The following is a 23883-nucleotide window of genomic DNA, read 5'->3' as shown; positions in this document are numbered from 1 at the left end:
GAGATGAACGAAAAGGATCGGGAAGTGCTCCAGGCGCTCCGAGACCAAACGCGTCAGATTCTGCTCGAGCATCTGGGTGGAGTGACGCGTGTAGCTCTCCTTGACGTGCCCACGTATCAGAATGTTGGCGACTCGATGATTTTCGCAGGCGAACTGACGTACTTGCGGAGCATGGGGGTTGATATCGTCTACATGTCGGATATTCACCGGTTCGACCAGAGCGAACTCAATAGGCTGCTGGGTCCGGCAGGGGTTATCTTGCTCCAAGGTGGTGGAAACTTTGGTGACATCTGGCCAGAGTTCCAAGCTTTTCGTGAGAATGTGGTCGAGTCCAACCCACATCATCGGATTATTCACCTGCCGCAATCCGTGTCGTTCGACTCGGAGGCCAACGCTCAACGAACGAACGATTTACTGGCTCAGCACCCGGACTTCACCCTGCTGCTTCGAGAGAGCGAATCGATTGCACGGGGGAGGCGACTTTTGCCGGACGTCAGGGTCGAATTCTGCCCCGACATGGCGCTCGGATGGACCCCGCCGGAGGTGCGTTCGAGTCGTCATCGGGAGGTTGTCCTGGCTAGAAGGGATCGAGAGAGGGCTGCGGCGATTGCCGGTCAAACTACATCGGAGGGTGCTGTCGAGAGGGACTGGGGCCTGCGGCTTGGTTCGTCGATGGCGTGGCGCTTTGTTCGTCTGCCGGGTCGGCTAGCTCGGATTTTCCCTGTCATTCGTCGACAGCGCGGAGCTTCCGCAATTCTCCGCTGGGGCTATCTTCGGATGACTAATCTCAATCTGCGAAGCGGCGTGAAGCTCTTTTCATCGGCTTCTCATGTGACGACCGATCGTCTTCATGCTCACGTGCTCGCAGCGCTTATGGGGATCCCTCATACGGTGTACGACAACTCATACGGGAAGATCGGGGCCATCTACAGGGAGTACACGCACCTGTTCTCCACCGCTCGATTCGAGCCGACGGGTGACGGACAGGCTGCAGGATAATGAGGCACAAAGTCGTCGCGGTCATTGTAAACTTTGCCAGTGCCGACCACGTGGGCGCCTGCCTCGCGAGTCTGAAGGGGGAAGCCGACTCCGTGGTCGTCGTCGACAATTTTTCGACGCCAGAGCAAAGAGTGGCTCTCGAGCGAGCACTCCGGGAGCACGCTGGATGGGCGGAGCAGGTCGATCTGGAGTCGAACGTGGGCTTTGGTGCTGGCGTGAATCGGGGATTGGACGCCGTTTTAGCGCGAAGCCGCGGCGACGAGGACGAGATTTTCGTGTGGGTCCTGAACCCAGACACGACGGTGACGGCCGGTGCTGCCCAAGCGCTTGCTGATGTCATCGCGGGTGGGCGCGCAGATATGGTGTCGCCCGTCATTTACACAGGGTTGGAGTCCTCTCGATCCGTTTGGTTCAGTGGGGGCACTTTTGACCGGGTGAAATACCGGTCGCAGCACGATTTCGGACCAGTGGGAGACCGCGAAGAGATTTGGTCTACCGAGTTCATGACGGGCGCAGCTCCGATGGCTCGTTTGTCGACGTGGATCCAGTTGGATGGCTTCCGCGCTGACTTTTTCTTGTACTGGGAGGACCTAGATCTATCTCTTCGAGCCAGGCAGCGCGGACTTCGGCTGTCAGTCGTTCGCGACGCAAACATATGGCACCATGTCGGCGGAAGCGGTAATGCGCCGGAAGGGCGCAGTGATGTCTACTATTACTTCATGCAGCGGAATCGCGTGAGAATAGCGCGTGAATTTGGATCGGTTGCACATCTGATACGACCGGGGGCGATCGAGGAGACCCTGCGACTTTGCCTTCGGCCACTGCGCGAAAATGTCGCACCGCTAAAAAAGGCGATGGCGTCGTTGAAAGGTCTGGCAGACGGCCTGTTCGGGGGGCCGCCATCCTATGGCGCGAAGCAATATGAGGTGGCCCGTTACTACAAAACTCTGCGTTCGGCTCACCTTGAAAGAGACTCCGCTGGTTCCGCCCTGACCATCTATACGGAACTAAATTATGATCTTGATGCGGCTTTCGTGTCGCAACGTGACAATGTTCGCAAGGCAAACGTGTTCCAACTGTCGAGGCTCCTTTTGGCCCACGGGGTGAGGACATTGGAATTGAATGAACCCGCGATGGTGCGAGCTTGGCCCCAACTAGTGAGCGTATTGATTTCAACCTGGGGACTGCGCCGTCGAGGTCTGAGAGTGGTGGCCTACTGCATTGAGAATCTTCCGGTCCGCAGTCAAATCGAAGCAGTGGCCCGCGGGCGGTTCTCTTTCCTCGCTCCGATAGGAGATCGCCTGGTGACGGTACTTGCTTCGCAGTATTCCCGGCTGGCTTTCGGAACGGAGGGCGCGCTGCGCCATTACGCCCGCTACGGCGTCTTCGCTAGCAGTCGTGTCCGTCTTTTTACGTCTCTCCCCGCGCCGCGCTCCGATGTGGGGGACAGACGTGACGTGGATGCTGTATTCGTAGGAGCGCTGGATGATCGAAAAGGAATTGCCCAGTTGATGGGCGCGTGGGACGTCCTCTCGCGTCGCCTCCCCGCGCTTCGTCTCGAGATATTGGGTAAGGGGCCTCTCCTCGAATCGGTCAAGGACTGGGCGGGACAATATCCGGGAGTGCGTCTAAGGGAAAGCCCGAGCCGCGCAGAGATTGCCGATGCGCACTCTCGTGCGCGCGTAGCCATTCTGCTTTCGCAGCCAGTACCGGGCTGGAGAGAACAGGTGGGACTCCCGATCATCGAAGCCCTGGCGGCCGGTTGTACTGTCGTCACAACGACGGAGTCGGGGATCGCCGAGGAACTGGCTGCGCTTGGGCACCACACCATCGCACCGGACTCGACTGCGGAACACACCGCCGAAATCATCGAGAAGGCTGTGACCGCTCCCCTCCAGGTAGAGGACGTGCTCTCCAGCTTGCCGAGCAGTGACGGGCGAGTTGTCGCTCAGCGGTGGCTCACCGGAGCCGGGGGTGGAGAGTGAGCGGCGGATTGGTGGATGTATTTTTTTCGTCGTCGCGCGACGTTGAGTCGTGGGAGAAGCGTTTTGAAGGCGGCGAGGCGCCCGACCGCTGGCCTTACGGTCTGAACCGTCTGTTCGACGGACGGGTGCGCTACGAGCAGCTGCAGCCATTATCTCGAGCACAGACCTTCTCGGGGTTGCTCGCCCGTAAACGCCCGTCCGTGGGTGCCGGCATCGCCTGGGACGAGAATGTCGGATACCGCATGGCGCTCAGCGAGCCTCGAGAGTACATGGCCAGCGGCATCGTGTGGGCCACCGATGAGCTTGCGAGCCGCAGTAGCCCACTCGAGCTTGCGGTGAAACGGCATGCTCTACGGAAGATGGACGCTGTGTGGTGCCTCAGCTCGGCGCAGGTTGCGCCAATTCAATCCTGGTTGAATATGGAAGGCGAGCGAGTTCACTTCGTGCCATTCGGGGTAGATACGTCTTTCTGGTCCGGGGTGGAAGAGAACTCAGAACCCTGCATCTTCAGCGTGGGAGGCGATAGAGACCGCGACACGGAGACATTGTTTCGTGCACTCGCTCTGATCCGGGAGGCCATGCCGTCAGTCAGACTCCGTGTTCAAACTTCGAGCACTCTTGAACCGCCGGAAGGCGTGGAAGTCGTCCGCTACTTAACGCATGTTGAGTTGCGCTCCGCTTACAGTCAATCGTCGCTGGTGATGGTCGCAACACGCCCTAACCTGCACGTTTCTGGAATGACGGTTTCACTCGAATCGGGGGCGATGCGCCGGCCTGTTGTGATCACTGGTTCGCCCGGGATGGCTGACTACGTGGAGGACGGTGTGACTGGCTTGATCACTAAGCAGGGCGACGCTGCGCAGCTCGCCGCTGGCGCGCTCAGCTTGCTTCGAGATCCCGCACGTCGAGCGGAGATGGGATTGCGCGCGCGGGAGCGCGTGACTCGGGCGCACTCAAGTGTTCGGATGGCTGATCGAATAACGCAGCTGGTGGGTGGCTGACGAGCAGCGAGTCGGCCTTGCCGGGTCGTGAATCCCTGTTTGAGTGGGCCTCGTCAACATAGCGGGGCCTCTACGTTCGACGTGTACGATCTGGTGCTTCCACAAGCTGGGTTGGCTGGTAGCTAGCGAGAAGATCCGCGGCGGATGGGGTCGATCCTCACGCGCCAGCGAACCGGGGCCCGCCTCCAACCAACCTGACGTTCGACTGAGTCATTAGTGGGTGCTCACGCAGCAAACCGATTCGCGTCCGCGGTGCCCGTCCGAAACGTGCGTACCTACCGGTGCGCTGAAGGTGCGCGGTGCCACGGCGGCATCTCCTAACACCTGTGTGCATTGGTTGCGAAACACCATGCAGCGGGGGCTCACGGCCACCCTGACGCATCACGTAATCATCACGCTGCGACCGTAGTGGCGGGCGAGCGCCCGCGTCGTGACGAAGCATCGAGAAACCCAGTCGAGGCACTCGCGAACCAACTTAGAAGGGCCCCGGATCTTTCGATCCGGGGCCCTTCTTTCTGTTGCGGGGGCAGGATTTGAACCTACGACCTCTGGGTTATGAGCCCAGCGAGCTACCGAGCTGCTCCACCCCGCGGCACAAGAGAAAACATTACCCACAGATGAACACCATGGCAAATCCGGGCGCACCGCCCGGGAGTGTCGCGAGAGAATAGGCAGGTGAGCAACAGTTTCGACGATCTCGACGACGGACGGCCAGAAACGCCTGCGCAGCGCGCCGATCGCAACTGGAGCGAGATTCTGCAGGAACTTCGAGTGCTGCAGACGGGTACGCAGATCCTCACGGGCTTCCTCTTGGCGCTGGCGTTCCAGGCCGCTTTCACTGAGCTCGATGCCGCGCAGCGGTCGTTCTACCTCGTGCTGGTGTGCCTGGCGGCCCTGAGCGCCGTTGTGGCGCTCGCTCCGGTCGCTTTGCACCGTGCGGTTTTCCACCTGCAGGTGAAGCCCGCTCTCGTCCGCGTGGGGCACAACGCGTTGCGTGCAGCCTTGGCGCTGGTGTCTCTGCTGCTCGTCGGCGTCGTGGCGTTTGTCTTCGACGTGGTCATCGGTCTCGTCGCGGGGGTGATCGCCGGAGTCGTGCTGGGAGTGGTCATCCTCGTACTGTGGATCGTGGTGCCGGTCTTCGTCCGTCGCCGGGGGAGGGAGAGCATTCGATGAGTCACGAATCTGTGGGCATCGCCGTCGCGCAGTTCGCTCCCGCCGCGTCGCGCGAAGCGAACCTGGCCGACATCGACGAGGCGACGCGCACAGCCGCTGCACGCGGTGCTCGAGTGGTCGTCTTCCCCGAGTACTCGAGCTACTTCGTCGACCCCTTCGACGACTCGCTCGCCGCCAACGCCGAGGACCTCGATGGGCCCTTCGTTCGTCACCTCACCGCCTTGGCGGCAGAGCTCGAAGTCGTCGTGGTCGCAGGGCTGCTCGAGAAGGCCGACGACGGCAAACGGGTGCGCAACGCTGTGGTGGCGGTGGGGGCCGACGGCATCCGGAGTGCTTACCGCAAACTGCACCTCTACGACGCGTTCGGGCAACGCGAATCGGACTGGGTGGAGCCGGGTGAAATCTCGCCGCCGCAGACGTTCGAGCTCGACGGACTGCGATTCGGGCTCATGACCTGTTACGACCTGAGGTTCCCCGAGGTAGCGAGAACGCTCGCCGATGCCGGCGTCGACGTCGCGCTCGTACCGGCGGAGTGGGTGCGCGGGCCGCTGAAGGAACACCATTGGCGAACCCTGCTGCAGGCCCGCGCGATCGAGAACACGTTCTTCGTCGCTGCAGCCGACCACCCGCCGCCCCTCGGAGTGGGGTACTCGATGGTCGTCGACCCGCAGGGTGTCGTGCTGGCTCAGGTGGGCACGGCCACCGATGTGGCGGTCGCGCACGTGGATCCGGATGTCATCGCGCGCGTGCGGCGCGTAAACCCCGCTCTTGAGCTGCGTCGGTACCGCGTCACGCCACGCTGAGCGGTGATGCGGGGCGGGGAGTGCCCCGCTGCTGTCAGTGCTGCTTCTGCTCGAGACGCAGCAGCGAGACGCGGCGCGTGCGCCAAATTCCGGTGCGCACGGTGGCCATGGTGTAGCCCTCGGAGGTGAGCCGCGCGACGGCTTCAGGGGTGAGTCGAAGGCCACGCTCGGCGTTGGTCCAGCGGAGGTCTTTGCCATACAGCTCGGTGATGCGGACAGAACGAGCGGCGAGATCGTTTCGTTTACGAGACATGTTCTACATTCGTCGGCTATTCGGCGAACCGCCCGGCGAGTTTCCGGCGGTTTTGCGCTGAAAGTACCACCCGGATGTTGCGCCCCAGGTGTCTGTGACGTTGCGAACACGTATGCGGGTTTTTTCGTTCACCCGCCCGTTCACCCGTGAGATTCAGGCTCGCGACATTCCCGCGAGACGCTCCGCGGCCTCCGCCAGCACCTCGACGCGTTTGCAGGCGGCGAAGCGCACGAGCGTGGCGAAGTCGTCGCGGTGCGCGGGGGCGACGAACGCGGTGAGGGGGATGCCCACCACCCCGGCGCGCGAGGGCAGCTCGCGGCAGAACGCGTCAGCGTCGGTGGCGCCGAGGGGAGCGGCATCCACCACCGTGAAGTACGACCCGGCAGGAGTCGACACATCGAAGCCAGCCGCTCGGAGCCCCGTGCCGAGCAATGCCGCCTTCGCTGCCATCTCAGACGCGACCGAGGCGAAGAACTGGTCGGGCAGTCGCAGGCCGGTGGCAATGGCCGGCTGGAACGGCGAGCCGCCGACATAGGTCAGGTACTGCTTGACGGCGAGCACGGCGGTGACGAGGTCGGCGGGGCCGGTGACCCATCCGGTCTTCCAGCCCGTGAGCGAGAACGTCTTGCCTGCCGATGAGATGGTCAGCGTGCGCCCGGCCGCACCCGGGAGCGTCGCAATCGGCACGTGCGGTCCGTTGAACACAAGGTGCTCGTAGACCTCGTCGGTCACGATGATCGCGTCGTGCTGATGGGCGAGGCGGACGACCTCGTCGAGTACCTCGCGGGAGAACACGGTGCCCGTGGGGTTGTGGGGGTCGTTGACGAGGATCACGCGTGTGCGGTCGGTGACGGCCTCTGCCAGCTGTTCGAGGTCGGGCTGGAAGTCTGGCCAGCGCAGCGGCACCGGCACGAGGGTGGCTCCGGCGAGCGCGACGCAGGCGGCGTAAGAGTCGTAGTACGGCTCGAAGACGACGACTTCGTCGTCGGGACCGTCGATGAGCGCGAGCAGCGTCGAGGCGAGCGCCTCGGTCGCGCCGACGGTGATCAGCACCTCGCGGGTGGGGTCGAGCTCGATGCCGTAGAAGCGTTTCTGGTGCTCGGCGACCGCGGCGAGCAAGTCGGGGAACCCACGCCCAGGTGCGTACTGGTTGACGCCGTCGGCGATGGCCTTGCGCGCCGCGTCGAGCACCGGCGCCGGGCCGTCTTCGTCGGGGAATCCCTGGCCCAGGTTGATGGCGCCGGTCGAGGCTGCCAGTGCGCTCATCCCAGCGAAGATCGTGGGAACGGTCGTGCCGTCGGCGGAGAGAAGGCCCGCGCCGCGAGCGGTGCGCTGCCAGGCGCCGGAGATGTGCTGCATGGAATCAAGGATGCCGCACGGCTCCGGCCCCTACGGCGGTTTATCCTCAACGCCGAGTGCAGTTACTGAATCAATCCCCTGTGCGCCCCCGCAGACATTTAGCTACGCGACGCACGACAAATCTGGTAACTGATTAGGTGGGCTGCGAGCGCAGACACTTGCCCCAGCGCAATCTGCTCGAATGATGCTGCCCTGTCAGACCCGATCCGCGTTGACATTATTGCGACGGAGCGCTGCTCGGCGAGGGAACTCGAACAGGGCGTTTACGGGCGGAACGAGTCGAACAACCCATGCGAGTGCGACCCCAGCCGCGGTGCCACCGAGGACACCCGCGGCAAACGTCGCCAGCGGATTACCGATTACTCGATCCGCAAGCTGCACGGCGACGATCACGCCGTACCAGTGGGAGAGGTAGAAGACGAGACTGAACCGGCCGACGAACCTGACGGGCCGAAGCGCCCTCGCGTGCTGGATCCTCTGAGAGGCTGCGATCGCAGCGATAACGCCGCCAGCGACGAGCGGTGCGGACACGGCTTCGTATCGCAGGTCGACGCCGGCAACCGCGACTGCAGCCCCGACTGCGAAAACCGCGCTCGCCAGGATTACCACAATCGGGTGGGCGATGGCGGCCTCGAGACGCTGTGGGCGGTCTGACACCCACTTCCCGGCCATGAAGGCTGCGAGTAGGAGGAGGAAGCGCGACCAACTGTCATCCGGAGCGAACACGCAGGCACCGAGGGCGACCGTGGCGACGACGAGAGCGTTCATCTTTCGCGTGATCAGGGCGATCGCGTAGTAGGCCAGGAGGTAATAGAGGAACCAGAGGTGGGCTAGGGGCGAGTAGAGCACCCGGAGCCAGTCGCCCCACGGAACGCCGCCCCCGGTGGCGAGGTCGGTGGCGGAGTCGATCCCGACAACGATTACGGACCAGACGAGATAGGGCCAGAGGATGCGGCGCAGCTTTCCGACCGTGTACTGCCGCCACCCTTTCCGTAAGGAGGGAGCGACCAGCAAGCCTGACAGGAACACCATGAGGGGCATACGAACGGGCGCGAAGACAGAGTTGAATGCCTCGATGGGTTCGGGCAGGTCGCCCTGTTGTCCCGCGAAGAGAATCGAGTGGTTGATAATTACCAGCCCTATCGCGGTTCCGCGCAGAACGTCCATCCAGTCATATCGAGCTGCTGCCACACGCATCAGTATGCCGCTGGAAGGCCGTGCGTTCGTTCGCATGATAACTGCCGTGCCGTTCGCTCCCGCTGAGCGACGCATTCGATGACTCGTAAACAGAACGTCGTGCAGCCGTCGAACTGCACTGCAAACTTGCTCCCACACGGACAGAACGAGCGCGCCGGCGGTCACAATGCGCGGCCGGGCCACAGCGGTCACCTGCGCGATGTTCTGCCCGTCACTCGGCTGGTCGTACCAGCGCGTGACGTAGCCAGTTCCGAGCCGTAGTGAGGAAGCGGGCCCCGGGCGTCGAGCGCTCTGCTTGCAAGCTGGAAGACCGCCGAGGCGTCGTATGACGATCGACGAACGCGAAGGGCTGGGCCCGTGTGCCGCCGATTGACTTCTCGAAGAAGGTACACCTAACTGCTCGCGACTGGAACGTCAGGCGTCGGATCGGTTGGCGGCTCGTGTCCCGAGACCGAAGGAAGGCCGACGCAGGGTATTGCGAATGCCTGGCCATGTTCGAAGCGATCGCGCCCCACCGGGTCGGTTGAAGTGATTCCCGTCGCGCTGATTGAAAGCCATGGGTGGCGGGACGAATCCCACATTCTCGGTCAGCTGGGGGCCAAGGCAGTGACGGCGCTAATTCCGAGGCGTGTGCCCGTCGAGAGATACTCGGGAACCCATGTCGCCGATGAGGAGCGGCGTCGCGACGCCAATGATGCTGCGCACGGCGATGATGTCGCCGTCGTGGTCGGCTGGTAGGCCGCACCGGTGACGTTCTGGTCGCCGTTTGACTCGCCCTATGTGCTGTCGGAGGAAGTCGACCAATCTCCCTCCGTGGCCCTAAATTGCGGCACGGAGCTGCACCCAGTCGCTCTGCAGCGATATAGCGAAGCCCGACGCAGTTGCCCCGGCCGTATCGCAGCAACCCCCCAGCGCAACCCGGGAATGCCACCCACCCCCTTCCTGCTAGACCCATAGAGGCGGCTCACACCCGTCATAGGTGGCCCACAGGATCGGTGGTCATCGTAGAAGCGCCTGGAAGAAGGAGCATCACCATGAGCGACACCACGGACAACCGTCCCGAGGGTAACGACAACAGCCGCTACACCGACCCGCAGAACACCGGCGCGCAGACGCCCGGCACCCAGAGCGCCGGCATCCCGCCGATGCCGACCCGCTCGCCCGCCGCCGCGGCCGCCGCCTGGCCCCCGCCGGCGCCCAACACCGCGGCCCCGCAGCAGCAGGGCGCATACGCCTCGGCCCCGTCGGGTGCGACGAGCCCCACCGGTCAGGCCTTCGGCCCCGGTGCGACCGCCGCCCACCCCACGATGCCGCTGCACGACGGAGTCCCCGCGGCTCCCCGCAAAAAGAGCGCGGCCCCCCGCGTCGCCGCCCTGCTCGTCGCCGCCGCCCTCGTGGGTGGTGCGGCCGGTCTCGGCGGAACCTACGCCGGCCTCAACCTCTGGGGCGGCTCGAGCACCACGGCGGCCGCCGGCCCCTCGGCGATCACCGTCAACAACCCCGACGACGTCAACAACACCTCGGCGGTCGCCGCGAAGGTCGTGCCGAGCGTCGTCACCATCAGCGCCACGGGCGGCTCGTCGGGCGGCACCGGTTCGGGTGTCGTGCTGAGCAGCGACGGCTACGTGCTCACCAACACGCACGTTGTCACCCTCGACGGCCAGACCGGCAACGCGACCATCTCGGTCACGACCTCCGACGGCAAGGTCTACAAGGCCACCGTCGTCGGCACCGACCCCACCTACGACCTCGCCGTCATCAAGCTCGAGGGCGCCTCGGGCCTCACCCCGATCGAGTGGGCCGACTCCTCGAAGCTCAACGTCGGCGACAACACCATCGCCGTCGGCGCTCCGCTCGACCTGCCGAACACGGTGACCACCGGTATCGTCAGCGCGCTCAACCGCTCGATCCAGGTCGCCTCGTCGGCAGCTCCCAGCGATGGCAGCGACTCGCAGCAAGACCAGGGTCAGGGCGAGGGCGAGAGCCCGTTCCGCTTCGACTTCGGCCAGGGCCAGCAGCAGCAGTCGGCGAGCCAGACGATCAAGATCGCCGTCATCCAGACCGACGCCGCCATCAACCCCGGAAACTCCGGTGGCGCCCTCGTCGACAGCGACGGCAAGCTCATCGGCATCAACGTCGCCATCGCCAGCGCCGGCGGCTCGTCGTCGGGTGGCCAGTCGGGCAACATCGGCGTCGGCTTCTCGATCCCGTCCGACATCGCCAAGCGCATCTCGACCGAGATCATCGACAACGGCTCCGCCACCCACGGTCTGCTCGGTGCGTCGGTTCAGGATGCCGCGTCAATCCAGGGCGCGACCACGACCGGTGCCTACGTCGCCGAGGCGCAGAGCGGTGGAGCCGCGGCATCCGCCGGTCTTGCCAAGGGCGATGTGATCACCAAGTTCAACGGTGTGCCCATCACCAACTCGATCGACCTCACCGCCCAGGTGCGCGCGCTGGCCGCGGGCTCCAAGGCCGAGGTCACCTACAACCGCAACGGTCAGGAGAAGACCGTCGAGGTCACTCTGGGCTCCATGCCCACCAGCTGATCCGGCACTTCTTCAGGCAGCCCCCTTCGGGGCCGGACGCCACCCCGCGATAGGCTCGAGGGGTGGCGTCTTTCTCGTTCGGTGCGGGAAACGCGAGAAAACTCCGCCGCATCCCGCTCTACCTCGCCGGTCGCCTCGTGACCGCGGTCGTGCCGCGCTCGCGCGACGAATGGGTGTTCGGCTGCGCGGTCGGCATCGCCGACGGAGCCCTCGCCCTGCACCGCGTCGCCGACGCCCACGGCGAGAAGACCACCTGGCTCGTCGCCGAGGAGACCCAGGCGCGCGAGGCCTCGAGGCTTGGCATCCGGTACGTGTTCCATGACTCGCTGCGCGGGTTCTGGCGCACGGCCCGGGCCCGCGTGATCGTCGTGACCCACGGCTTCGGCGACGCCCAGCGCTACGCCGAACACGGAGCGCTGCTCGTGCAGCTGTGGCACGGCATTCCCCTCAAGCGCATCGGCCTCGATTCACCCGAGACCACGCGCGCCCCCGTGCTTCCGCGGCTGCTGCAGCCCGTGCTCGCGCACCTGTACCGGCGGGCCACGCGGCGCATCGCGGTGCTGCCGGCCGCCTCGCACCTCGTGCGCGGACGCCTCGAGAGCGCCTTCGGCCTGAGCGATGCCAGCGTTCCCGTCACGGGGGAGCCGCGCGTCGACGTGCTCTCGACCGGAACGCCCGCCGAACGTCGCGAGCGTGCGCGCACCGCCTTGTCGACAGTGCTCCGGATGCCGCTCGGCCACCGCCGCATCGTGCTGTACGCCCCCACCTGGAGAGACGGAGCAGCCGACCCCGCCGTGCCGACGATCGCCGAGTGGAACGGCATCCGGGATCTTCTCGACACCCACGACGCGATGCTGCTCGTGCGTTCGCACCCGCTGGGGGCGGGGGAGTACCGCGCGCCGGGGGAGAGCGACCGCATCCGCCTGCTCGGCAGCGACCTGGTCGCCGACGTCACCCCCCTGCTGCCCGGACTCGACGTGCTGGTGACCGACTACTCCTCGCTCGCGTTCGATGCGGCTCTCGTGCCGCTGCCGGTGGTGTTCTTCGCCCCCGACCTCGAGGCCTACACCGCCCGCCGAGGCCTGTACGGCACCTACGCGGATGTCGCGGGGGAGCGGTTCGGTCGCACGTGGGACGAGACGCTGTCGCTGCTCGCCGAGGTGCTGACCGATCCCACGGATGCCATCGCGGCCTCCGAACGCCGCAGTGCCGCCGTGCACGCCCACCGAGATGGGCGGAACGCCGAGCGCGTGTACCGGGTGATCCGGTCGCGGCTCGTTTCCCTAGGGAGGACTGATCCCCGATGACCGACGCGCGCCTGTTCGACGACGCCGGCACACCCGCCCTCGAACTGAGCGGAACGGGTGCCCGCCCGGCATCCGTCGACCTCGTCGGATCCCGCGCCCGCGTCAGCGCCCGCCTGCACGGGCGCGGTCGCACCTGGCGTGCCGTGGTTCCGCTGCAGGCCGCGCGGTGGGGTGGCGCACCGCTGCCCCTGCCGTCGGGGGAGTACCGCCTGGAGGTCCCGGATGCCGATATCTCTGACCTCACGCTCGCCGACACCGCCGTGCCCGGCTTGCGTGCCGCGCTGAGCCACGGTGTCGTGAGCATCGCCGCCCCGGTCGACCCGGTGTACGTGACGGGGGAGGGTCGCGCCGCCATCGAGCGCCGGTACGTGGGAGGAAAGCGCGAACCGCTCGAGAACGCCGTGTTCTTCGAGAGCTTCTACGGCCGCACCGCCGGCTGCAACCCGCTCGCCATCGACCGCGAGCTCGCCCGCATCGCCCCCGCCGTCACCCGGTACTGGAGTGTCGTCGACCTCTCGGTCGAGGTGCCCGAGGGCGCCATCGCCGTCGTCGAGGGCAGCCCCGAGTGGTGGCGCGCCCGCGGAGTCTCGCGCCTGCTCGTCGTCAACGACTGGCTGCGGCGCCGGTTCGTGCGCCGCCGCGGACAGCGCGTGCTGCAGACCTGGCACGGCACCCCGCTCAAGCGCCTCGCCCTGCACCGGCCCGGCTTCGACCCGCGCCGCGCGCTCGCCGTGGTGCGCGAGAGCCGCCGGTGGGACGTGCTGCTCGCGCAGAGCCCCTACGCCGCGCGGGTGTTGTCGAAGGCGTACGCGTTCGTGGGGCGGCCGATCTGGGTCGAGGGGTATCCGCGCGATGATTCGCTTTCGTCTTCGGCCTGGGGCCCGGAGACCCGGCGCCGGCTCGGGATCGGTGACGAGGAGCGCGTGTTGCTCTACGCCCCCACCTGGCGCGACGACCGCGAACGCATGGTCGACTTCGTGGACCCCGCAGCGCTTGCCCGCTCCGCCGACGCCGTCGTGCTCGTGCGCGGACACACCCGCACCCTGCTGCCCGGAACCGACGCCGCCGGCCCCCGCGTCATCGACGTCACCGGGTTCCCCGACACCGCGGCCCTGCTCGCCGCGGCCGACGCGCTCGTCACCGACTACTCGTCGGTCATGTTCGACTTCGCCATCACCGGCAAGCCGATGTACTTCCTCGTTCCCGACCTCGAGCACTACCGCGGAGAACTGCGCGGCTTCTACTTCGACCTGCTCGACCTCGCCCCCGGACCCGTCGTGCGCTCGCAGGCCGACCTCGAGCGCGCGCTCGCCGAGGTCGACCCGGCGATCTTCGCCGAACGGTACTCGCGTTTTCGCGCGTTGTTCGCTCCGCGGGACGACGGGCGGGCGGCGGAGCGTGTGGTTGCGCGGTTGCTGGACCAGGGGTTCGTGTCGCGAGGGTGACGCGAGGTGGCCGCGACGCGAGGTGGCTGAGCTTGTCGAAGCCACCGGGGGAGTGCGCAAGGCGAGGTGGCTGCGACGCGAGGTGGCTGAGCTTGTCGAAGCCACCGGGGCCGGCTGTAAGGCGAGGTGGCTGAGCCTGTCGAAGCCACCGGGGGCGGGCGGGTAGGCGAGGTGGCTGAGCTTGTCGAAGCCACCGGGGGAGTGCGTACGGCGAGGTGGCTGCGACGTGAGGTGGCTGAGCTTGTCGAAGCCACCGGGGGTTTGCGCAAGGCGAGGTGGCTGCGACGCGAGGTGGCTGAGCCCGTCGAAGCCACCGGGGGCGGGCGGGTAGGCGAGGTGGCTGAGCTTGTCGAAGCCACCGGGGGACTGCGGGACGTGAGGTGGCTGAGCCTGTCGAAGCCACCGGGGGTGGGCGTAAGGCGAGGTGGCTGCGACGCGAGGTGGCTGAGTTTGTCGAAGCCACCGGGGGTGGGCGTAAGGCGAGGTGGCTGCGACGCGAGGTGGCTGAGTTTGTCGAAGCCACCGGGGGTGGGCGTAAGGCGAGGTGGCTGCGACGCGAGGTGGCTGAGCCTGTCGAAGCCACCGGGGGTGGGCGTAAGGCGAGGTGGCTGCGACGCGAGGTGGCTGAGCCTGTCGAAGCCACCGGGGCCACTGCGGCTCCCGGTCCCTTCGACAGGCTCAGGGACCTCTGTCACCGTGGTTCCCGGTCCCTTCGACAGGCTCAGGGACCTCTGTCACCGTGGTTCCCGGTCCCTTCGACAGGCTCAGGGACCTCTGTCACCGTGGTTCCCGGTCCCTTCGACAGGCTCAGGGACCTCTGTTACCACGGGTCCCGGGCCCTTCGACAGGCTCAGGGACCTCTGTTACCACGGCTCCCGGTCCCTTCGACAGGCTCAGGGACCTCTGTCACCGTGGTTCCCGGTCCCTTCGACAGGCTCAGGGACCTCTGTCGCCACGGGTCCCGGTCCCTTCGACAGGCTCAGGGACCTCTGTCACTGCGGGTCCCGGGCCCTTCGACAGGCTCAGGGACCTTGCCACCGACAAGCTCAGGGACCTCTGCCGCACGGCATCCGCCCCTCCACCATGGACGCCGGGGCCGCACCTCCCGCCCTGGGTATCCGCGCAGTGTTCCGAGACCTCGCTGCCCTGTCTGATTGGCTGGAGCGATGGATACGACGAGAAAAGCACGCATCGCCGTCATCGTCGTTGCGGCGGTATCGCTCGCGGGATGCACCGCGGGGGAGTCGGATGCCGCGACTCCGACTCCCGTCGAGATGACGGCCCTGCCCTCGGCCTCGCCGACCTCGACCGCCGACGCCGACATCGAGCGCGACGAAGCGGCGCTGCCGATACCCGCTGAGGGCATCAGCGACTGGGCGAACACCGCCGTGCCCGCGCCGGAGCCCGGTGAGGGGGCTGGGACGCTCTCGGGCTGGATGAGCCAGAACACCTCCCCGAACATGCTCACGTCATTCACCTCGCTGCCGCCGGGCGACTACCAGGCGCAGATCGCGTGCCGCGGTGAGGGAACCATCACCGTGACGGCCGGCGAGATCGACGCCGCTCCCGCCGCAGGGCCTCTCGAGTGCGACAACTCGACCGTCGCGTTCGGCGTGCAGACCGCGCAGACGGGTCTCGAGGTCTCGCTGTCGCTGGAGGGAGCGCCGACGATCTACGCGGTGTCGGTGGTGCCCGTCGGCTGAGCCCGTCGCAACGCGAGGTGGCTGAGCCGTCGAAGCCGCCGGGAGGGTGCGTAAGGCGAGGTGGCTGAGCCTGACGAAGCCACCGGGGTCACTGCGGGGTCCCGGTCCCTTCGACAAGCTCAGGGACCTTCGTCACGTGAGGTGGCTGAGCGTGTCGAAGCCACCGGTCCCTTGCCTGATTGCGAGAGCCCCGGCAGGTCTTCCCACTGCGAGGCGATGAGCGCGAGCTTCTTCTCACGCCGCCAGCCCTGCAGTTGCTTCTCTCGCTCGAATGCCAGCTCGACCGCGTCGAACCACTCGGCATACACGAGTCGCACAGGCCTGCGCTTTCGCGTGAAGTTCGCGGCCATCTGATCGTCGTGGTTGTGCTCCCAGACGCGACTCTCGAGTTCGCGGCCCGTGCTTCCGACGTAGAACGCGCCTCCGCGGCACTCGAGGATGTAGGTCCAGGGCATCCGCCGATGCTGTCACGGCTGCCCCCTCACGCGGGGGAGCCTGTGGATAACGCGAGGTGGCTGAGCTTGTCGAAGCCACCGGGACAGCGGGTTGCGCAACGCGAGGTGGCTGAGCCTGTCGAAGCCACCGGGGTCACCGCGGGTTGCGCAACGCGAGGTGGCTGAGCTTGTCGAGGCCACCGGGGTCACTGCGGCTCCCGGGCCCTTCGACAAGCTCAGGGACCTGTGCTGCGTGAGGTGACTGAGCCTGTCGAAGCCGCCGGGACAGCGGGTTGCGCAACGCGAGGTGGCTGAATTTATCGAAGCCACCGGGCATTCTGCGGCTCCCGGGCCCTTCGACAAGCTCAGGGACCTGTGCTGCGTGAGGTGGCTGAGCCTGTCGAAGCCACCGGGGTCACTGCGGGTCCCGGGCCCTTCGACAGGCTCAGGGACCTGTGTTACGCGGGGCCCCGGTCCCTTCGACAGGCTCAGGGACCGGGGTTTACGGCAGCGGGGTATTCCGCCCGCGCAGGCGCGAGGTGTCGACCGTGTCGCGCGCGCCGTGGAACAGCGCCCACACGAATCCCGCGCCCCACGACACGTGCATCGAGGGCAGCACGGCGGCGGTCCACGCCTTGTCCCGCCACCCGCGGCCTCCGCCCCGGCCGAGCGCGACGACGGCGATCAGCGCGGCGTACGCGGCGACGGGCAGGTGCAGCAGCGATGCGGGCCCGCCCCGGCGGCGCGCGACCTGGGCCACGGCGGTGACGACCGAGATCCCGGATGCCGCGAGCAACGCCGGCGGCGCGAAGTAACGCAACGAATTGCCGCGGCCGTACCGGCGCACGAGCTCGCCCCGCCACGCGCCCGTGGCACGGAACTGCCGCACGAGCCGCGTCCAGCTCTCGCGCGGCCAGTAGACGACCGACAGGGTCGGGTCGAACCAGACGCGGTAGCCGGCGCGGCGAATGCGCAGGTTGAGCTCCCAGTCCTCCCCGCGGCGGATGCTCTCGTCGAACAGGCCGACCTCATCGAGCACGGCCCGGCGCATCACGCCGAGGTACGCCGACTCGGCCGGACCTTCATGCGACCCGCCGTGATACGCGCCGCCGCCGAGGCCCACGCGGGAGTTGTAGGCGCGCGCGACAGCGCGCTGGAAGGGCGAGCGCCCGTCGGCGCTCATCACCCCGCCGACGTTGGCGGCGCGCGTGCGGCGCAGGGTGTCGAGGGCGCGGCGCGTGTATCCGGGTGCGAGTTCGGAATGCGCATCCACGCGCACGATCGTCGGATACCTGCTCGCACCAATGGCGAGATTCAGTCCCACCGGAATGTCGGCTGCCGCATTCTCGATCAGCACGATGCGATCATCGGATGCCGCGAGCTCGCGGGCGATGACGTTCGTGGCATCCGTCGACGGTCCGAGAGCGAGCACGATCTCGACCGGTCCCGGGACCTCCTGCGACAACGTGGATGCCACCGAACGCCGCAGATATCGGGCCTCATTCAGCACGGGCATGATGAAGCTCACGCCGGCGTCATCGGCAGGTACGGGCGCGTCTCTTCCGCCGGGGGTCGGGAGGGGCATCCGTCGATCCTTTCACGGGGCACCTGGCCGGTACCCTGGAACGATGCCCCTCGTCCGCGATACCCGACTCGCCATGGGGCTGCTGCGAAAGGCCCTCGCCACCCGCAATGCGCGCCGCGACCTGCGCCGTGCGCTCGAGGCGCGTGGCCCGTTGCCGACCGGCACGTTCCAGATCGCGGTGTATTTCGCCGACGGCGCGGTCAACATGTACCAAATGCGGCAGTGGTACGCGCCATTGCAGAAGCTGGCCGAGAAATGGCCGGTCGTCGTCATTAGCCGCGCTATTCGCGGAGCCGACGCGTTGCTGAAAGACAATGCCCTGCCGATCGCCTACGCGCCCACCGTCAATGCCGTCGAAGAGGTGTTGGCCGAGCAGAACATCCGCATTGTTCTATACGTGAATCAGAACACCCGCAATTTCCAGATGTTCCGTTACGGCCAGCGCTGGCACGTGTTCATCAATCACGGCGAGTCCGACAAGATGTACATGTCGACGAACCAATACAAGGCGTACGACTACGCCTTCGTCGCCGGTGACGCCGCTCGAAATCGCCTTTCGCGCGTGCTGTGGGATTACGACCTCGACCGCCGCACGTTCTCGATCGGCCGCCCGCAGGCCGACCACTACTCGGGCGAGTTGCCGTACGCGCCCGACGACCGCACGGTCGTGCTGTACGCGCCGACCTGGGAGGGCGACCGCCCCTCGGCCCACTACGGCTCGATCGCCTCGCACGGTGAGGCCCTCGTGACGGCGCTGCTCGCCACCGGGCGTCATCGCGTGATCTATCGACCGCACCCGCGTTCGGGAGTGGTGGATGCCGCCTACGGCGCCGCCAACGCCCGCATCGTCGCCGCGCTCAAGGCGGCCAACACCGCAGACCCGGCCGTCCATCACGTGCACGACACCGGCGCGGAGCTCGGCTGGCAGCTCGCCGCGGCCGACCTCGCGATCGTCGACATCTCGGCGATGGTCTACGACCGGCTCGCCGTGGGCAAGCCGCTGATGATCACGCGGCCGACCGACCCCGAGGCCCTCGTCGACGACAGCGGATACCTCTCGGCGTGCGAGTGGCTGGATGCCGCGGCATCCGGAACCATCGTCGCTGAGGCCGACCGCGTGCTGGGCGACCCCGACGCGGTTGGCCGCCTCGAGCATTGGGTGCAGCACTACTTCGGCGACACGACGCCGGGCGCCGCGACGGAGCGTTTCGAGTCCGCGATCGCCGAGCTGATGCAGCGCTGGGACACCTGGCACCACACAGGTCCCTGAGCGTGTCGAAGGGCCCGGTACCCCCAGGTCCCTGGCGCAGCCCAGGTCCCTGAGCGTGTCGAAGGGCCCGGTACCCGCAGGTCCCTGGCGCAGCCCAGGTCCCTGAGCTTGTCGAAGGGCCCGGGACCCGCGGTGGCCCCGGTGGCTTCGACAGGCTCAGCCACCTCGCGCAGCAGAGGTCCCTGAGCTTGTCGAAGGGCCCGGTACCCGCAGGTCCCTGGCGCAGCCGAGGTCCCTGAGCTTGTCGAAGGGCCCGGTACTCGCGGTGGCCCCGGTGGCTTCGACAGGCTCAGCCACCTGGCGCAGCAGAGGTCCCTGAGCTTGTCGAAGGGCTCGGTACCCGCAGGTCCCTGGCGCAGCCCAGGTCCCTGAGCTTGTCGAAGGGCCCGGTACCCGCGGCGCCCCGGTGGCTTCGACGGGCTCAGCCACCTCGCGCAGCCCAGGTCCCTGAGCTTGTCGAAGGGCCCGGTACCCGCAGGTCCCTGGCGCAGCCCAGGTGCCTGAGCTTGTCGAAGGGCCCGGGACCCGCGGTGGCCCCGGTGGCTTCGACAGGCTCAGCCACCTCGCGTGGCAGCTGGCCCCGGTGGCTTCGACGGGCTCAGCCACCTGGCGTGACAGCCGGCCCCGGTGGCTTCGACAGGCTCAGCCACCTCGCGCAGCAGAGGTCCCTGAGCTTGTCGAAGGGCCCGGGACCCGCGGTGGCCCGGTGGTTTCGACAGGCTCAGCCACCTGGCGTGACAGATGGACCCGGTGGCTTCGACAGGCTCAGCCACCTCGCGTGACCGCGGCGCCCCGGTGGCTTCGACGGGCTCAGCCACCTGGCGTCACCGCCAGCCCCGGTGGCTTCGACAGGCTCAGCCACCTCGCGTGACCGCAGGGCCCCGGTGGCTTCGACAGGCTCAGCCACCTCGCGTTACAGCGGGCCCCGGTGGCTTCGACAGGCTCAGCCACCTCGCGTTACAGCGGGCCCCGGTGGCTTCGACGGGCTCAGCCACCTGGCGTGACAGCCGGCCCCGGTGGCTTCGACAGGCTCAGCCACCTCGCGACTCAGCCCAGCGGAGCCAGACGCCCGATCGCGGCGAGCGGGATCCCCACCCAATCCGGACGATTGCGCGTCTCGTAGATCGCCTCGTAGACAGCCTTGTCGAGCTCGAACGCGGCGAGCAGCGGGTCGTGGTCGTCGGGAGCGTGGCCCGCGGTCTCGGCGTATCCCTGCAGGAAGGCCTGCTGCGCGGCGATGACCCACGCGCGCACGGCGGCTCCGTCGTCGTCGGCCACGGCGCCCGAGACGTAGTCGAACGAGCGCAGCATGCCGGCGACATCGCGCACGGCGACGTCGGGCTTGAGCCGCTCGTGGATCGGACGCAGCGGCTCGCCCTCGAAATCGAGCAGCACCCAGCCGTTGCGCGGAGTGTCGAGCACCTGCCCGAGGTGCAGGTCGCCGTGCACGCGCTGCAGCTTCGGCCACGCGGCCTCGGCGGCGGCGGCGTACACCTCGCGGATGCGATCGGCGTACGGCTCCAGCTGCGGAACCTCGGCCAGCGCGATCGCGAGACGCCGCTCCCACGCTCCGACCACGGCGGCGCGGTCGGCCGCGTCGGGCTCGACGGTCGGGAACTGCTCGGCCAACGAAACGTGCATGCCCGCGACGCTCGCGCCGAGGGCGTAGGCCCGCGCAGCGAAGTCCTCACCGGCGGCGGCGGCGTCGAGGGCAACGCGCCACGCGTCTTCGACGCCCTCGAAGAACTCCTGCGCGAACGCGAGCGATCCGCTCACCGGCACATTCTCGGGCGTGATCCACGATCCGCGCACCTCGCCGATCGCGGCCGGCACGAACGCGGCCCCTCCCGCAGCGAGGGCGGACTGCAGCTCGACGTCGGGGTTGATGCCCGGGTTCACCTGCCGGAACAGCTTGCAGATCACCGGAGCACCCTCGTCGCCCTCGTCGGGCCGGAAGATCAGCGACGTGTTCGACTGCTCCCCGCTCAGTACGCGCGCGGTGACTTTCGTCGCGGGGCGCTGCTCGGGGGAAGCCAGCGCGATGCCGATGAAGCCGTTCTGCGCCTCACCCACTTCTCCGCCGACGGTTACCCACGAGTACAGCGCCGCGGTGAAGGCGTCGTCGGTCGTGGCATCCGCCCACACCTGACCCTCAGCGGCCGGGCCGATCAGACTGCCCGGGAGCACGGTTCCTTCGTCGCGCACGGCGACCGGAACCTGGTACACGATCGCGGGCTGCACGGCGTCGTCGCGCACGAGCAGCAGCCGCGCGTCGGCGTCGTCGAGGGGCCAGTCGGCCACGAGCGTGAGCTGTGGATCGCGCCCCTTCGTCCCATACCAGCGTTGACGCGGCATCCAGACGGCGAGCAGGTCGAGGAGGTCACCCATGTCGCGAGGCTAACGCGCCCGGCTCCGTGCCGCGCGGGACTTGCGCGACCCGCCGTGTCGATGACATGGGTCCGGATGCCGCGTCCTCTGCGCCTCGCACGCTTCGGTTGCCGCAGATGGTCGCTCGTACGTGGCCCCGGGGCCACGTACGACGCCCCGGGGCCACGTTTCACGCCCCGGTCTTCGCCGCGCGCTGGGCGGCGCGACCGCCGGGCGCCCGTGCGTGGCCCTGGGTCCACGTTCGACGCCCCGGGTCCACGTTTCACGCCCCGATCCTCGCCACGCGCTGATGCGACGCGACCGCGCGCCCAGGCGCGCGCGTACTCGGCCGTAGTCAGCCCTCCGACGCCCCGCCCGCGCCCAACTCACCCTCGCCGTCGCGCCGCCGCCGCCCGGGCAGCATCCTGCGCGCGCCCGAGCCCACGGCATCCGCGATCGCATTCCCCGCGCGGCGCACACCGCCCGCAGCCGAGCGCTCGAGTCGCTCACTGCCGGGCCGCGGCTCGAGGTCGGCCGGAAGCTGCAGGGGAGGGGCCCCGAAGGCCCGCCGCGAGTTCACCAGCACGCGCCGGCCGAGGATGTTGTTGCCGGCGCCGCCGACCACCGCGCCCACGCCGAACGGCAGGGCCTTGCCGATGAACGACGCACCGCCGCGCGTGGCGAACGTGCGCACGAACGACGTCTTGAGGCGGTCGAGGAGGGGGCCGACCATGGCCCGCGGAAGCGTCTTCGTCACCATCTCGCCCCAGTAGCCCGAGCGTGAGACTCCGCGTCCCGACGCCTGCGCGGCGAGCTGCGACACGAGGTCGACGCCCTCTTTGCCGAGCATGAGCGCGAGCACGAGGGCGCGTCCGCGGTCGGGATCCGTCACCGCGAGTCCATGCACCTCCGCCACCGACTGGGCGAAAAGTGCGGTCGCCTCGAGGAAGCCCACGGTCTCGACTCCGCTCAGCGCGAGCGTGACCCCGGTGCCGATCCCGGGCACGACAGCGGTCGCGCCGACCGCCGCACCCCCGGTGGTGACGGCCGCGAGATAGCGGCGCTCGAGGATCTTCAGGATCTCGTCGACAGTGGCATCCGGATGCCGCAGGCGGATACTCCGCAGATGCGCGAGCACCACGGGTCGCTGCACGGTCATGACGCGGTCGAGCAGTCGGATCGCACGCGGGTGCTCCTCCGACCCGACCGGCGGGATGCCGCCCTTCCAGGGCGCGTCGTCGGGCAGGGTGTGGATGCGGTGCACCTTCTCAGCCATGACGCCATCTTCTCGTCACCGCCCGAAAGTTCGGGGGGAGTTGACGGGCTCGGCGCATCCCTCGTCCGTTCGGACGAACCGCGCCTCAGACGAAGAGGTTCGCGCGCTCCAGGTCTTCGGCGAAGTCGACCTCGACCGCGTACAGGTCGCTGATGTCGAGCGGCTCGACGCGCACGCCGTCTTCGGCGATGGCGAGCTCGAGGCCGCGCTCGAAGTAGTCCTGGTCGTCGACGCGCTGCAGCTGACGCTGGAACGCCTTCTTGTCGCGCGACGAGATGTAGTTGATGCCCACGGCTTCGCCGACGCCGCCCACGACGACCTTCGACAGGTCGGCGATGAAGCCCTCGGCATCCACCGTGTACTTCACCTCTTCGTCGCTGACCTTGGCGGTGTCGACGGTGACGAACGAGCGGTCGTCGTCGATGAGGCTCGCGGCGCGCGTCAGCACGTGCGGGTCGAACACGACGTCGCCGTTCATCCACAGCACGCCGCCGCGCGAGCTCTTGGCGAGGGCGCGCAGCAGGCTCTTCGACGTGTTGGTCTGGTCGTAGCGGTCGTTGTAGACGTAGTCGACCGCGGGGAACGCGTCGACAATCGTCTCGGCGCGGTAGCCGACGACGGTGGTGATGCGCGCGGATGAGCCGAAGGCAGCACGGATGTTGTCGTGCTGCTGCTGCATGATGCTGCGGCCGTCGGCAAGGGGAGTGAGGGGCTTCGGCAGGCTGCGGCCGAGGCGCGAGCCCATGCCCGCGGCGAGGATCACGATCTGAACAGTCAAGGCTGGCTCCTGGGGGGATGAGTCGTCATGTCCGGTTCACCGGAATGTCACGCCTTCGTGTTCGATTCACGCTAGCGAAAAACCCTGATCCAGTGGCATGATTCGCGCCGACTGTTGTGGTTTCGTGATCCCGACCGATCTCTGCGCCTCGCGACCAGGCGTCGGGCGATGTCGGAGGGGGTTGGTAGTTTGGTGCGATGACAGCGTCGCTGCCGGAGCCTTACGAAACGTCCCCGTCCGACTCGGAGGGTACTGCGGCGAGCGTCGAACCTTCGGGTCCCGTCTCGCCGCCCACACCGCGCGCCCCGCGCGCCCCGCGCAAGACGCCCGCGCGTCCGAAGGCCTCGTCGGCTGCGGCTTCTGCGGGGTCGAATGAGGGTCCGGATGCCGCGTCCCCCA

General features: G+C 67.6%; 18 protein-coding genes and 1 tRNA gene. 10 read left to right on the top strand and 9 right to left on the bottom strand.

What is annotated here, in order from left to right; translation table 11 throughout:
• Nucleotides 1-3: 3 nt before the first annotated feature.
• Genes LPW41_RS10955 through LPW41_RS17075 form a run of 3 tightly spaced genes read left to right on the top strand, consistent with a single transcriptional unit; the run spans nt 4 to nt 3985 of the window.
• Nucleotides 4-999, top strand: a complete 996-nt coding sequence (locus tag LPW41_RS10955) for a polysaccharide pyruvyl transferase family protein (RefSeq protein WP_230704816.1) — start codon at nt 4-6, stop codon at nt 997-999.
• Nucleotides 999-2984, top strand: a complete 1986-nt coding sequence (locus LPW41_RS10950; protein WP_230704815.1) for a glycosyltransferase — start codon at nt 999-1001, stop codon at nt 2982-2984. Before LPW41_RS10955 ends, LPW41_RS10950 begins: the two co-directional genes overlap by 1 nt.
• Complete coding sequence (locus LPW41_RS17075; protein ID WP_230704814.1) at nt 2981-3985, top strand: glycosyltransferase family 4 protein; 1005 nt, start codon at nt 2981-2983, stop codon at nt 3983-3985. The genes LPW41_RS10950 and LPW41_RS17075 overlap by 4 nt, the downstream gene beginning before the upstream one ends.
• A 518-nt stretch (nt 3986-4503) precedes the next feature.
• On the opposite strand, the gene LPW41_RS10940 is transcribed toward LPW41_RS17075, so the two are convergent.
• A tRNA-Met gene (locus LPW41_RS10940) sits at nt 4504-4577 on the bottom strand.
• An 83-nt stretch (nt 4578-4660) separates the two neighbouring features.
• Here LPW41_RS10940 and LPW41_RS10935 point away from each other — a divergent pair.
• Both LPW41_RS10935 and LPW41_RS10930 read left to right on the top strand, forming a co-directional pair.
• Nucleotides 4661-5158, top strand: a complete 498-nt coding sequence (locus LPW41_RS10935; RefSeq protein WP_230704813.1) for a DUF6328 family protein — start codon at nt 4661-4663, stop codon at nt 5156-5158.
• Nucleotides 5155-5961, top strand: coding sequence for a carbon-nitrogen hydrolase family protein (locus LPW41_RS10930; RefSeq protein ID WP_230704812.1), 807 nt, complete (start codon nt 5155-5157; stop codon nt 5959-5961). The genes LPW41_RS10935 and LPW41_RS10930 overlap by 4 nt, the downstream gene beginning before the upstream one ends.
• A 34-nt stretch (nt 5962-5995) precedes the next feature.
• Here LPW41_RS10930 and LPW41_RS10925 read toward each other — a convergent pair whose 3' ends face one another.
• The 3 genes from LPW41_RS10925 to LPW41_RS10915 all read right to left on the bottom strand — a co-directional run bounded on the left by LPW41_RS10925 (nt 5996) and on the right by LPW41_RS10915 (nt 8740).
• Nucleotides 5996-6214 carry a hypothetical protein gene (locus tag LPW41_RS10925; protein WP_230704811.1) on the bottom strand — a complete coding sequence of 73 codons (219 nt, stop codon included), beginning with the start codon at nt 6212-6214 and terminating at the stop codon, nt 5996-5998.
• A 153-nt stretch (nt 6215-6367) separates the two neighbouring features.
• On the bottom strand, nt 6368-7573 hold the full coding sequence (locus LPW41_RS10920) for an aminotransferase class I/II-fold pyridoxal phosphate-dependent enzyme (RefSeq protein WP_230704810.1): 1206 nt from the start codon (nt 7571-7573) through the stop codon (nt 6368-6370).
• Nucleotides 7574-7768: 195 nt separating this feature from the next.
• Nucleotides 7769-8740, bottom strand: coding sequence for an acyltransferase (locus LPW41_RS10915; RefSeq protein WP_230704809.1), 972 nt, complete (start codon nt 8738-8740; stop codon nt 7769-7771).
• A 1064-nt stretch (nt 8741-9804) separates the two neighbouring features.
• On the opposite strand from LPW41_RS10915, the gene LPW41_RS10910 reads away from it, so the two are divergent.
• The 4 genes from LPW41_RS10910 to LPW41_RS10895 all read left to right on the top strand — a co-directional run bounded on the left by LPW41_RS10910 (nt 9805) and on the right by LPW41_RS10895 (nt 15774).
• Complete coding sequence (locus LPW41_RS10910; RefSeq protein ID WP_230704808.1) at nt 9805-11319, top strand: S1C family serine protease; 1515 nt, start codon at nt 9805-9807, stop codon at nt 11317-11319.
• A gap of 62 nt (nt 11320-11381) precedes the next feature.
• Nucleotides 11382-12626, top strand: coding sequence for a CDP-glycerol glycerophosphotransferase family protein (locus tag LPW41_RS10905; RefSeq protein WP_230704807.1), 1245 nt, complete (start codon nt 11382-11384; stop codon nt 12624-12626).
• Entirely contained in the window at nt 12623-14071 is a 1449-nt protein-coding gene (locus LPW41_RS10900; protein ID WP_230704806.1) for a CDP-glycerol glycerophosphotransferase family protein, read from the top strand. Before LPW41_RS10905 ends, LPW41_RS10900 begins: the two co-directional genes overlap by 4 nt.
• A gap of 1166 nt (nt 14072-15237) precedes the next feature.
• The gene (locus tag LPW41_RS10895; RefSeq protein ID WP_230704805.1) at nt 15238-15774 is read left to right on the top strand and encodes a hypothetical protein; all 537 of its coding nucleotides are present in this window, start codon (nt 15238-15240) and stop codon (nt 15772-15774) included.
• A gap of 119 nt (nt 15775-15893) precedes the next feature.
• Here LPW41_RS10895 and LPW41_RS10890 read toward each other — a convergent pair whose 3' ends face one another.
• Both LPW41_RS10890 and LPW41_RS10885 read right to left on the bottom strand, forming a co-directional pair.
• On the bottom strand, nt 15894-16229 hold the full coding sequence (locus tag LPW41_RS10890; RefSeq protein ID WP_230704804.1) for a GIY-YIG nuclease family protein: 336 nt from the start codon (nt 16227-16229) through the stop codon (nt 15894-15896).
• A 481-nt stretch (nt 16230-16710) separates the two neighbouring features.
• Nucleotides 16711-17793 (bottom strand): glycosyltransferase family 2 protein, encoded by a 1083-nt coding sequence (locus LPW41_RS10885; RefSeq protein ID WP_230704803.1) that lies wholly within the window; start codon nt 17791-17793, stop codon nt 16711-16713.
• Nucleotides 17794-17836: 43 nt separating this feature from the next.
• Here LPW41_RS10885 and LPW41_RS10880 point away from each other — a divergent pair, with 43 nt between their 5' ends.
• A complete protein-coding gene (locus tag LPW41_RS10880; protein WP_230704802.1) occupies nt 17837-19063 on the top strand; it encodes a CDP-glycerol glycerophosphotransferase family protein in 1227 nt (408 codons plus the stop codon).
• Nucleotides 19064-20110: 1047 nt separating this feature from the next.
• Here the strand turns inward: LPW41_RS10880 and LPW41_RS10875 are convergent.
• The 3 genes from LPW41_RS10875 to LPW41_RS10865 form a co-directional block, all read right to left on the bottom strand.
• Nucleotides 20111-21451 carry an aminoglycoside phosphotransferase gene (locus LPW41_RS10875; RefSeq protein WP_230704801.1) on the bottom strand — a complete coding sequence of 447 codons (1341 nt, stop codon included), beginning with the start codon at nt 21449-21451 and terminating at the stop codon, nt 20111-20113.
• A 334-nt stretch (nt 21452-21785) separates the two neighbouring features.
• Nucleotides 21786-22706 (bottom strand): hypothetical protein, encoded by a 921-nt coding sequence (locus LPW41_RS10870; protein WP_230704800.1) that lies wholly within the window; start codon nt 22704-22706, stop codon nt 21786-21788.
• 85 nt (nt 22707-22791) lie between these two features.
• Nucleotides 22792-23484, bottom strand: coding sequence for an NTP transferase domain-containing protein (locus tag LPW41_RS10865; protein WP_144834736.1), 693 nt, complete (start codon nt 23482-23484; stop codon nt 22792-22794).
• Between the last annotated feature and the right edge of the window lie 399 nt (nt 23485-23883).

The sequence above is a fragment of the Microbacterium sp. JC 701 genome, from assembly GCF_021026215.1.
GTDB lineage: Bacteria > Actinomycetota > Actinomycetes > Actinomycetales > Microbacteriaceae > Microbacterium > Microbacterium algihabitans.
Note: the sequence above shows the minus strand (reverse complement) of the source record. Positions and strands in the feature narration are given on the sequence as shown.